At 73.1% G+C, this 10,855-nt stretch carries 11 protein-coding genes; all 11 read left to right on the forward strand.

Going from position 1 to position 10,855, the window contains the following annotated elements; genetic code table 11:
- Nucleotides 1-9 precede the first annotated feature (9 nt).
- Entirely contained in the window at nt 10-1,533 is a 1,524-nt protein-coding gene (locus tag D7318_RS28510; protein WP_120700120.1) for an anthranilate synthase component I, read from the forward strand.
- Nucleotides 1,530-2,153 (forward strand): TIGR02234 family membrane protein, encoded by a 624-nt coding sequence (locus D7318_RS28515; RefSeq protein WP_120700121.1) that lies wholly within the window; start codon nt 1,530-1,532, stop codon nt 2,151-2,153. Before D7318_RS28510 ends, D7318_RS28515 begins: the two co-directional genes overlap by 4 nt.
- A gap of 98 nt (nt 2,154-2,251) precedes the next feature.
- Nucleotides 2,252-2,536, forward strand: coding sequence for an HGxxPAAW family protein (locus D7318_RS28520; RefSeq protein ID WP_230424170.1), 285 nt, complete (start codon nt 2,252-2,254; stop codon nt 2,534-2,536).
- 50 nt (nt 2,537-2,586) lie between these two features.
- Nucleotides 2,587-2,967 carry a DUF2752 domain-containing protein gene (locus tag D7318_RS28525; RefSeq protein ID WP_230424172.1) on the forward strand — a complete coding sequence of 127 codons (381 nt, stop codon included), beginning with the start codon at nt 2,587-2,589 and terminating at the stop codon, nt 2,965-2,967.
- Between the two features lie 1,191 nt (nt 2,968-4,158).
- On the forward strand, nt 4,159-4,965 hold the full coding sequence (trpC, locus tag D7318_RS28530) for an indole-3-glycerol phosphate synthase TrpC (protein WP_120700123.1): 807 nt from the start codon (nt 4,159-4,161) through the stop codon (nt 4,963-4,965).
- A complete protein-coding gene (gene trpM / locus D7318_RS35065) occupies nt 4,962-5,135 on the forward strand; it encodes a tryptophan biosynthesis modulator TrpM (RefSeq protein WP_408055550.1) in 174 nt (57 codons plus the stop codon). Before trpC ends, trpM begins: the two co-directional genes overlap by 4 nt.
- Nucleotides 5,136-5,193: 58 nt before the next feature.
- Nucleotides 5,194-6,471, forward strand: coding sequence for a tryptophan synthase subunit beta (gene trpB / locus D7318_RS28535; protein WP_120700124.1), 1,278 nt, complete (start codon nt 5,194-5,196; stop codon nt 6,469-6,471).
- Nucleotides 6,468-7,286, forward strand: a complete 819-nt coding sequence (gene trpA / locus D7318_RS28540; protein WP_120700125.1) for a tryptophan synthase subunit alpha — start codon at nt 6,468-6,470, stop codon at nt 7,284-7,286. Before trpB ends, trpA begins: the two co-directional genes overlap by 4 nt.
- A gap of 125 nt (nt 7,287-7,411) precedes the next feature.
- Nucleotides 7,412-8,644 (forward strand): DUF1266 domain-containing protein, encoded by a 1,233-nt coding sequence (locus tag D7318_RS28545; protein WP_120700126.1) that lies wholly within the window; start codon nt 7,412-7,414, stop codon nt 8,642-8,644.
- A gap of 68 nt (nt 8,645-8,712) precedes the next feature.
- Complete coding sequence (locus D7318_RS28550; protein WP_183091648.1) at nt 8,713-9,456, forward strand: DsbA family protein; 744 nt, start codon at nt 8,713-8,715, stop codon at nt 9,454-9,456.
- 105 nt (nt 9,457-9,561) lie between these two features.
- On the forward strand, nt 9,562-10,575 hold the full coding sequence (lgt, locus tag D7318_RS28555; protein ID WP_120700127.1) for a prolipoprotein diacylglyceryl transferase: 1,014 nt from the start codon (nt 9,562-9,564) through the stop codon (nt 10,573-10,575).
- The last annotated feature ends 280 nt before the right edge of the window (nt 10,576-10,855 follow it).

A 10,855-nucleotide genomic window follows, 5' to 3' on the forward strand; every position in this document is an offset into this window, starting at 1 on the left:
TCACGCGCCATGACGACGCCAGACCTCGAGCGCTTCCGGACGCTCGCCAAGGAGCGCCGGGTGATCCCGGTCACCCGTCGCCTCCTCGCCGACGGCGACACCCCCATCGCCCTGTACCGGAAGCTGGCCGCCGAGCGCCCCGGCACGTTCCTGCTCGAGTCCGCGGAGAACGGGCGGACGTGGTCGCGTTACTCGTTCATAGGCGTCCGCAGCGTCGCCACCCTGACCGTGCGCGACGGGCGCACGCACTGGCTCGGCACCCCGCCGGTCTCCGTCCCCACGGACGGCGACCCGCTGCGGGCCCTGCGCGAGACCATCGAGATCCTGCACACCCCGCACGACCCCGAACTACCGCCGTTCACCGGGGGGATGGTCGGCTACCTCGGCTACGACATCGTCCGCCGCCTCGAGTCCATCGGCGACAGCACCCGCGACGACCTGGCGCTCCCCGAGCTGACCATGCTGCTCGCCTCGGACCTCGCCGTGGTCGACCACCGCGACGGCACGGTGCTCCTGATCGCCAACGCCTGGGGGCACCTCCCGCTCGCGGGGGAGAATCACCATGACCCCGACACCGGCGTCGACGAGGCGTACCTGGACGCCGTGGGCAGGCTCGACGCCATGACCGCCGACCTCGCCCGCCCCGCGGGGGCCGAGGCCGTCGCCCTGCCGCCGTCCGAGCTGCCCCCGCACACCGCCCGCTGGGGCGGCGATGACTACCGGCGCGCGGTGGAGACCGTCAAGGAGTACATCAGGGCGGGCGACGCGTTCCAGGTGGTGCCCTCGCAACGGTTCGAGACCCCGTGCGCCGCGAGCGCCCTCGACGTCTACCGCGTGCTCAGGGCGACCAACCCCAGCCCTTATATGTACCTCTTCAGGTTCGACGGCTTCGACATCGTCGGATCGAGCCCCGAGGCGCTGGTCAAGGTCGAGGACGGCCGCGCCCTCCTCCACCCCATCGCGGGCACCCGAAGGCGCGGCGTCACCCCGCAGGAGGACGCGGCCCTCGGCGAGGAGCTGCTCGCCGACCCCAAGGAGCGCGCCGAGCACCTGATGCTCGTCGACCTCGGGCGCAACGACCTCGGCCGCGTGTGCCGCCCCGGCACCGTCGAGGTCGTCGACTTCATGTCGGTCGAGCGCTACAGCCACGTCATGCACATCGTCTCCACCGTCACCGGGCGGCTGGCGGACGACCGCACCGCCTTCGACGCCCTCATGGCCTGCTTCCCCGCAGGAACGCTCTCGGGCGCGCCCAAGCCGAGGGCGTTGCAGATCATCGAGGAGCTCGAGCCCACGCGCCGCGGCGTCTACGGCGGCTGCGTCGGCTACCTCGACTTCGCGGGCAACGCCGACACCGCCATCGCCATCCGAACGGCCCTCCTGCGCGAGGGAGTCGCCTACGTCCAGGCGGGCGCCGGGGTCGTGGCCGACTCCGACCCCGTCGCCGAGGACACGGAGTGCGCGAACAAGGCGGCGGCCGTTCTGAGGGCGGTGGCCACAGCCGGGAAGTTGCGAGGTAGCGTGGAAGCGTGACCCGGAACCCCCCAAGCAGCGCCGCGGGCGCGCGCGCCTCGCGCCGCGCGCTGGGTGTCGCGCTGCTCAGCGGCGCCGCAGGGGCGGCGATCGTGCTGATCTCCGCCGGGCAGACCTGGGGCGAGGGCGAGACGGCCGCCACCGACGCGTCGCTGCCGGTCACGGCGAGCGGCAGCGCGGTCTCCGGCGTGCCGAGCGCGCTGGCCCTGGTCGGACTCGCCGCGCTCGTCGCGGTGTTCGCCGTCCGCAGAACGGGGCGGACCGTCGTCGCCTCGGTCCTCGCCCTGTCGGGGGCGGGCGCGATCGGGACCGCCGTGCTGGGCGCGGGCGACACCGACGCCCTGGAGACCAGCGCCGCCGAGGCCATGGGCCTGACCGAGGCCGCGGTGACGAGCGTGAGCCACACGGGCTGGCCGTGGTTCTCCGCGCTCGGCGGGCTGCTGCTGCTGTGCGCGGGGCTCCTGGCGTTGAGCTACGGGCGCCAGTGGCCCGCGATGTCGGGCCGCTACGAGCGCGCTGGCCGCCGCGAGCGCGGGGAGCAGGGCCGCTCGGCCGCCCTCGGCGACGACCGCCCCGAGGACATCTGGCGCGCGCTCGACCGGGGCGAGGACCCCACGTAGGACCGTCCCCGCTGCCTGCGACAATGGCCACAAGCCACTCCGGCCCCCAGGACGGTCCCTCGACCGGGCGGCCGTCGATCACCGAGGAGCACTGAAACATGGCGCGCGAGAACCACCACGGGAACACCCCGGCCGCCTGGACCGCTGTCATCATCATCATCGTCGGGTTCTGCGTCGGTAGCGCCTACACCGTGATGGCCCAGCCGTGGGGGGTGGCCGCCGGTGGCGCGGTCGTCGCGCTCGGCGCGGTGGTCGGCCTGGTGATGCGCTCCATGGGCCTCGGCCAGCCGGTCTCCTCCACGGCGGCGGTCGGCAAGGCGCCGACGGCCGCGGTCCCCGGCCAGTCGACGGGCGATGACCGCGAGGCGAGCGTCACCGGCTGAACGCGGCGCGTTCCTTTGCGCGGGCGCGGCGCGCCGCCGATGCTGAACGGGTGCTCGCCGCCCCCCTCGCCGCGCTGGGCGCGGCGGCCGCCGCGTTCGCCGCGGTGGCCACGGTCGACCCCAACGTCCCCGGCCACTACCCCCCTTGCCCGGTCCTCTCGCTCACCGGTCTCCACTGCCCCGCCTGCGGCGGCCTGCGCAGCGCCCACGCGCTGGCCCACGGCGACATCCTGACGGCGCTCGGCGCGAACGCCCTGGCGTTGACCGCGTTCGTGACCTTCGCGACGACCCTGGCCCTGTGGCTCACCCATCGCACATTCCCCTTCACCCCCACCCCCCGCCACGCCTGGACGGCGGCAGCGGTGACGGCCGCGTTCACGATCACGAGAAACACTCCGTGGGGCACACCGCTGATCGCTGCGGTCCCCTGAGAGTCCGCCTGCGGCGCGCTGGGCCGCGTGGGGTGGTTGTTGTGGGGGTTCGCCTGCGGCGGGCTGTTGCGCTCGGCGCGCTCCGCAGGGCGGGTGGTGGCTGTGGTTCGCCTGCGGCGGGCTTGGCGGTCGTATGCGTTGTGCGGTGTACGGGGTGACTGCTGTTCGCCTGCGGCGAGCCGGGAGCTTGAGGTCTTGCCTGCGGCGGGTGGTGCGCCGTGCACAAGGCCGCGCACGCGGGGTGGCTGGGGGAGTGATCGAGGTGTACCTGCGGTGGGCTGGGATGCCGTGTGCGGGGTGGCCGCTGTGGAAGTTCGCCTGCGGGCTGCTGCGTTTCGTGGGCTACGCCGGGCTGGGTGTTGTCACGCGGGTGGTTGCTGTGAGGGGGCGCTTGTGGTGAGCCGTCTTGTGCGGCGACTTGAGGAGGCTCCCTGGTGCCGCCGGAGGTGTGTTGGTTGCCTGCGGGGCGGGTCCGGTGAGCGCGCTCGCCCTGCCGCAACCACGCCGAGCAGCGCGCAACGTGGCGGCCCTCCGCAGGCGTACCCCCATACGGTGGCCATCCCCGGACGGTGCAGCTCGCACCGCGTGGTGGTTCGCCATGGCCGGGTTCCTGGACGGCAGTCCTCGGTGCGGTGGAACCGGCCCTCCGCTCCGGGCCTCTCGGCGTAGCTGGCACAGTGCAGTGGCTCGCCGCAGCAGAAATATTCCAAGCCCCCGGCCCGCCGCAGCCATCCTGTCCACCGCACAACGCGTACGGCCGCCCAGTCCGCCGCAGGCGACCTTGCGGTACCCCCCCACCTCGCGCGGAGCAGAACACGCATACGCTCAGCCCGCCGCAGGTGGGATTCACAGCGGTCACCCGGCGCGCGGCACGTCGCGCACGGCGCCCAGTCCGCCGTGGGCAGGACCTCAAGCTCCCGGTCCGCCGCAGGCGAAGGGCGGCTACCGGGCGCGCGGCACGACGCGTTCGGCGGCCAAGCCCGCCGCAGGCGATCAGCAGCGACCCACACGCCGCACCTCGCGCACGGCGGCCAAGCCCGCCGCAGGCGAACCCGCAGGCGAGCCCGTGACCACCCCCGCGCGGGTCAGCGCGCCGCAGGCGCTGCGCGGGGGATGCGGATGCGAACGCTCCGGGTCCTGGCGGATACCATCGAGGTGTTCGTATCTCCCCGGAGGGAAGGGGCCGGTCGCGTGAGTGTGCTGGACGAGATCGTCGAGGGCGTCCGTGCGGACCTCGCCGAGCGGCAGGCGCGGGTGAGCCTCGACGACCTCAAGGCCGCCGCCGCGAAGGCCCCCGCGGCCAAGGACGGCGTCGCCGCCCTCAAGGGCGAAGGCGTCGCCGTCATCTGTGAGGTCAAGCGCTCGAGCCCCTCCAAGGGCGCGCTTGCCGCGATCGCCGACCCGGCCGCGTTGGCCGGGGACTACGAGGCCGGTGGCGCGGCCGCGATCTCCGTCCTGACGGAGGAGCGCCGTTTCGGTGGCTCGCTCGACGACCTCAAGGCCGTGCGCGCCCGGGTCGACGTGCCCGTGCTGCGCAAGGACTTCATCGTCACCGCCTACCAACTGTGGGAGGCCAGGGCGCACGGCGCCGACCTCGTGCTGCTCATCGTCGCCGCGCTCGGGCAGGACGCGCTGGTGTCGCTCGTCGAGCGCGCCGAGTCCATCGGGCTCACCCCGCTCGTCGAGGTGCACGACGAGGAGGAGGTCCAGCGCGCGCTCGACGCGGGCGCCAAGATCATCGGGGTGAACGCGCGGAACCTCAAGACGCTCGACGTCGACCGGCAGACGTTCGCCAGGGTCGCGCCCGAGATCCCCGCCCACGTCGTCAAGATCGCCGAGTCCGGCGTCCGCGGCCCGCACGACCTGATCGCCTACGCGAACGAGGGCGCCGACGCCGTGCTCGTCGGGGAGTCCCTGGTCACGGGCAAGGACCCGCGTTCCGCCGTGTCCGACCTCGTGGCCGCCGGGGCCCACCCGGCGCTGCGGCAGGGGCGCTGACCGGAGTGTCGACCGGCGCGCGGTGCAGCGATCCGGCCCGGGGCACGCGCCCCCGCGGCTGTCGCGCGCCCGCGCGCCGCGTGCTCGGCCGCCGCGTGCGATACCACATCGGGTGCGAGCCCGGCCAGATCAACGGCCGTCGATGGCGCCGCCCCGGGGTCTCCGCCTGAGGCGGACCCCGTCGCGCCCGTCGTTTCGGTACACCCATCTGGAAGGGCTTCGTTCCGCATGTCCGTTGCTCACTTCTTTCCCGACCCCGATGGCCGGGTCCCCGACGCCGGGGGATACTTCGGCGCGTTCGGCGGCACCTTCATCCCGGAGGCCCTGCGGGCCGCCGTCGATGAGGTCGCGGCCGAGTACGAGAAGGCGAAGGGCGACCCCGCCTTCGCCGCCGAGCTCGACGACCTCCTGATCCATTACACCGGCCGCCCCAGCCCGCTCACCGAGGTGCCGCGCTTCGCTGAGCACGCCGGGGGCGCCCGGATCTTCCTCAAGCGCGAGGACCTGAACCACACCGGCTCCCACAAGATCAACAACGTGCTCGGCCAGGCCCTCCTCACCCGTCGCATGGGCAAGACGCGGGTCATCGCCGAGACAGGGGCGGGCCAGCACGGGGTCGCCACGGCGACCGCCTGCGCCCTGTTCGGCCTCGACTGCACGATCTACATGGGCGAGGTCGACACCGAACGCCAGGCGCTCAACGTCGCGCGGATGCGCATGCTCGGCGCCGAGGTCATCCCCGTCACCTCGGGCAGCCGCACCCTCAAGGACGCGATCAACGAGGCGTTCCGCGACTGGGTGGCCAACGTCGCGCACACGCACTACCTGTTCGGGACCGTCGCGGGCCCTCACCCGTTTCCCACGCTGGTCCGCGACTTCCACCGCGTCATCGGCGTGGAGGCGCGCCGCCAGATCCGGGAGCGCGTCGGGCGGCTGCCCGACGCGGTCGTGGCGTGCGTGGGCGGCGGGTCGAACGCCATCGGCCTGTTCCACGCGTTCATCCCCGACGAGGGCGTGCGGCTCATCGGCTGCGAGGCCGCGGGCCACGGCGTCGAGTCGGGCGAGCACGCCGCGACGCTGACCGCGGGCGAGCCCGGCATCCTGCACGGCTCGCGCTCCTATGTCCTCCAGGACGAGGAGGGCCAGATCACCGAGCCCTACTCCATCTCCGCCGGGCTCGACTACCCCGGCATCGGCCCCGAGCACTCCTACCTCAAGGACGCGGGGCGCGGCGAGTACCGGCCCGTCACCGACGACCAGGCGATGCGGGCGCTGCGGCTGCTGTCCCGCACCGAGGGCGTGATCCCCGCGATCGAGAGCGCGCACGCGCTCGCGGGGGCGCTCGACGTGGGCCGCGAGCTGGGGCCCGAGGGGCTGATCCTGGTCAACCTCTCGGGGCGCGGCGACAAGGACATGGACACGGCCGCCCGGTACTTCGGGCTCTACGACGAGCGGCGGGGCGAACGACAGGGCGAGCGACAGGGCACGAACGGAGCTGAGGCATGAGCGGCAACGCACACCTCCTGGACGCCAGGCTCGCGGCGACCCGGGACGAGGGCCGCGCGGCCCTCATCGGGTACTTCCCTGCCGGGTTCCCCACCCTCGACGGCGGCATCCGCGCCGTGACCGCCATGGTCGAGGCGGGCTGCGACATCGTCGAGATCGGGCTCCCGCACAGCGACCCGGTGCTCGACGGCCCGGTCATCCAGACCGCGGACGACATCGCGCTGCGCGGCGGCATCCGCATCGCGGGCGTGCTGCGCACCGTGCGCGAGGTACACGCGGCGACCGGCGCGCCGGTGCTCTGCATGACCTACTGGAACCCCGTGGACCGCTACGGCCCCGAGCGGTTCGCCGCGGAGCTGGCCGAGGCGGGCGGCGCGGGCTGCATCCTGCCCGACCTGCCCGTCGAGGAGTCGGAGGCCTGGCGGAAGGCCGCCGAGCAGCACGGTCTCGCCACGGTCTTCGTGGTCGCGCCGAGCAGCGCGGACGCCCGCATCGCCACCGTCACCGCGGCGGGCAGCGGCTTCGTCTACGCCGCCTCCCTCATGGGGGTGACCGGCACCAGGGCCTCGGTCAGCAGGGACGCCGCCGACCTGGTGCGGCGCGTGCGGGCCACCACCGAGCTGCCGGTGTGCGTGGGGCTCGGGGTGTCCAACGCCGTCCAGGCGTCCGAGGTGGCCGTGTTCGCCGACGGCGTGATCGTCGGCTCGGCGTTCGTCCAGCGCGTTCTCGAGCACATGGACGACGAGGAGGCGCGGCTCGCCGAGCTGCGGCTGCTGACCGCCGACCTCGCGCGCGGGGTCAGGGCCCGCGGCTGAACGGAGCGCTGCTCAACGGACCGGTGCTCAACGGCCGGACGCGCGCGCCGGGTTCACGCCCGGCGCGCGCTCCGGCTCACGGCCCCCGTGAGGGCCGGGCGCGTTTCCCCGCTACAGTCGGTGGCATGGGGATTTCGGGGGCCGCGGGCAGCGCCGCGGGTCAGGAGGCGCCTTGGCGGGCGCCCACGGTGGTCGAGGAGAGGCTCTACGCGGCGGGGGCCGAAGGGGACTGGCCCACCTTCTTCACGGTGCTCGCGGGGACGGATCTCTACTTCCCGATGTCCCGTGAGCTGATGGACGCCGTGCCGGGCTCGATCCCGTTCAAGCCGTTCCACGACCCGCGCTTCCAGGGCCTGTCGCTCGCCGTCTTCACGCGCGGCATGCTGACCGCGCCGAGCGGCGACCACGTCTTCGAGCGCAGCGACCTCAAGGCGTTGGCCAAGGGCTGGCCCAAGTCCGTCCGCTGGCTCGCGGTCAACCCCGGCACCCCCGTCGAGACCTTCCTGCCCGCCGACCCCAAGCGCTGGAAGCGGCACACCAAGGCCTCGGCGCCCGAGCCGCAGCTCAAGACGCTGTGGACGGGGCACAGGTACGACACGCTGGCGCACGGCATGGCCTGTGGCGCCATGCTCATGGTCAACAACGGCGCCATCTGGAACCACCTCGGCTGGCAGTGGGGCGGCTACACCGAGGAGAAGGAGCTGCTGCGCACGTGGTGGGGCGTCTCGGGGCGCCCCGAGTGGCTCGAGACCACCGAGCAGCTGCTGCGCGGCGACGTCATCTCGCCCGCCTGGGAGTTCGCGCTGCGGGTGCGGCAGGCGTTGATGCAGGAGCACGGCACCGCGCCCGACGCGGTGCGCTGGCGTGAGACGGCGGAGCGCGTCCTGGTCTCGCGCACCGCGGAGGTGGTGGACAAGACGGGCCGCCCGCCCGAGTTCGACCTCGACGCCGACATCGCGCTGGTCCAGGAGCTGATCGGCCGCGTCCTGCGCTACGAGGCCCGCTTCCGCGCCGACGGCCTGCTGAGCGGCGACTCCTGTGTGCGCTCGGTCCTCGCCTGGGACTTCGGGCGCGCCTCCTGCATGGCCCGCTGGGGCCTGGGCGCCAGGTACGCCGACCTCGCCGAGACCGAGCGGGCGCTGCTGCGGGCGGGCGAGGCGAGCCGACAGGTGTACAGGTCGTGGGCGGAGTTCGCCATCGGCTTCGTGCTGGGCCGGTGCCTGCACTTCGACAGCGAGGAGTTCGGCGACTGGTACACGGACATGGTCGCCGTGCACCGGATCCTGAGCACCGAGCCCGAGAGCCCCTGGCTGAGCGTGCCCTGGGAGCAGTCGCCCGCGGACGTGCCCGAGCGCTGAGGCGCGGCGGCCCGAGCCCGCCCCTCCGTGGGCGTGTCCTGACCGGGCGCCGCGTCGTTGGCCCTTGCGTGAGCGAACGGAATCGTCAGGGGAAGATCAGCGCGCGCGAGCGGCTGCGCGCGGAGCGGGAGCGCGAGCGGGCGGCGGAGCGCCGCAAGCGCACCGTCAAGGTCAGCGGCATCGCCGTCGCCGTCCTGGTGGTGGCCACCGGGGTCGGCATCATCGCGGCCAACGGCAACGGCGGGGGCACGGACGACACACCCGCCGTCGACCCGATCAGCGTGGGCAAGGGCGACGCCCCGGCCACCCTCGCGGTGTACGAGGACTTCCGCTGCCCGGCCTGCGGCCAGTTCGAGAACGGCTTCCGCGACACGGTCGCCGACCTGACCGACGAGGGCAAGCTGCGCGTGGACTACCACCTGGTGACGATCATCGACGGCAACCTCGGCGGGAACGGCTCCAAGTTCGCCGCGAACGCCGCGCTGTGCGCGAGGGACGAGGGCAAGTTCGCCGAGTACCACGACGTCCTCTTCGAGAACCAGCCGCCCGAGTCGGACGACGCCTTCGGTGACAAGTCTCACCTGATCAACTTGGCGGGCGACGTGGAGGGCCTCGACACCGAGTCGTTCCGCTCGTGCGTCCAGAACGGCGACAACGACGAGTGGGTCCACCGTTCGAACAAGGGATTCCTGGGCTCCGACTTCAGCGGTACCCCCACGATCCTGCTGGACGGCGAGAACGTCTACGGCGACACCGACGACCCGCTCACCCCCGACCGCCTGCGCGAACGCGTGGACGAACTGGCCGGATAGCCGGACGGGTGCCGGATCGTCGTCGGATCGGTGACGGACACGGGCGCCGGGATGGGGCAGGCGGATTCCGTCCCGGCGCCCTGGCACGGTAGCGTCGGGAGCACCATGGAGATCCTTGCCTCATTCCCCAGCCCAAGCGAGAGCGAGATCCACCTCGGATCGATCCCGCTCCGCGGATACGCCCTGTGCATCATCATCGGCGTCTTCCTCGCCATCTGGCTCGGCGGGCGGCGCTGGGTCGAGCGGGGAGGCAGGCCGGGCACGGTCGCCGACATCGCCGTGTGGGCGGTGCCCTTCGGCCTGATCGGCGCGCGGGTCTACCACGTGGTCACCGACTACCAGCTGTATTTCGACGAGGGCCGCGACTGGGTCGACGCGTTCAAGATCTGGGACGGCGGGATCGGCATCTGGGGCGCGATCGCCGGTGGCGCGCTCGGGGCCTGGATCGCCTGCCGCCGCAGGGGCATCGCGCTGCCGCCGCTGGCCGACGCGGTCGCGCCGGGGATCGCGTTCGCACAGGCGATCGGTCGCTGGGGGAACTGGTTCAACCAGGAGCTGTACGGTCGCGCCACGGATGTTCCATGGGCCGTGGAGATCGACAACGGTCTCGACAACGGGACCTTCCACCCCACCTTCCTGTACGAGTCGCTGTGGTGCGTGGGCGTCGGCGTGCTGGTGATCTGGGCCGACCGGCGGTTCAGGCTGGGGCACGGACGGGCGTTCGCGCTGTATGTCGCCGCGTACACGGCGGGCCGCTTCTGGATCGAGTACCTGCGGATCGACGAGGCGCACGAGTTCCTGGGCCTGCGCCTGAACAACTGGACATCGGTCCTGGTCTTCGCCGCCGCGGTGGCGTACCTGGTGATCTCGTCCAGGCGGGCGCCGGGGCGCGAGGAGCGGGTGGAGGCTCCTGAGGACGAGCCCTCCGACGCGGTGGAGTCGGCGGACGCCGCGGAGTCGTCGGAAGAGACGGACGCGGCGGACGCGGCGGAAGCGGCGGACACCGCCGAGACGGCCGATGCCCCCGCGCCCGCGAAGCTGGAGAAGGCCGCGAAGGCCGACGGGGCCGAGGGCGGGGACGGCGAGAAGGAGACGGCGCCCGCCGAGAAGGGGTCATAGCCCACCCGCCCCGGCCTCCCGGAGCCCCGCCGTCGCCCACGCGACGGCGGGGCTCCGTCGTTGTCGCCGGTGGGAGGGCGGGGGCGGGGAATACGCCGGGTGGGGAAAACCGCTGAGGCTGATGGCGTTGCTTTGTTTCTGGGGGGTTTCAGATCCTTGTCCCCGGGCATGTGCAATGAGGCCCACAGCGTGGGCGTTGTCCGCATCGTGGACTGTCGTATCCGCTTCCCGGGATCCGACACATCGTGTAACCTGCACGAAAATTTAACGCACGCCAGGG

The organism is Streptomyces radicis (assembly GCF_003626575.1).
In the GTDB taxonomy this organism is placed as follows: Bacteria; Actinomycetota; Actinomycetes; order Streptomycetales; family Streptomycetaceae; genus Streptomyces; species Streptomyces radicis.

Bases quoted from the DNA above. Each gene is read 5' to 3' on its own strand.
- D7318_RS28510 (WP_120700120.1), top strand. From the start codon at position 10: ATGACGACGCCAGACCTCGAGCGCTTCCGGACGCTCGCCAAGGAGCGC.
- D7318_RS28520 (WP_230424170.1), top strand. From the start codon at position 2,252: ATGGCGCGCGAGAACCACCACGGGAACACCCCGGCCGCCTGGACCGCT.
- trpB (WP_120700124.1), top strand. From the start codon at position 5,194: ATGTCCGTTGCTCACTTCTTTCCCGACCCCGATGGCCGGGTCCCCGAC.
- trpA (WP_120700125.1), top strand. From the start codon at position 6,468: ATGAGCGGCAACGCACACCTCCTGGACGCCAGGCTCGCGGCGACCCGG.
- D7318_RS28545 (WP_120700126.1), top strand. From the start codon at position 7,412: ATGGGGATTTCGGGGGCCGCGGGCAGCGCCGCGGGTCAGGAGGCGCCT.
- lgt (WP_120700127.1), top strand. From the start codon at position 9,562: ATGGAGATCCTTGCCTCATTCCCCAGCCCAAGCGAGAGCGAGATCCAC.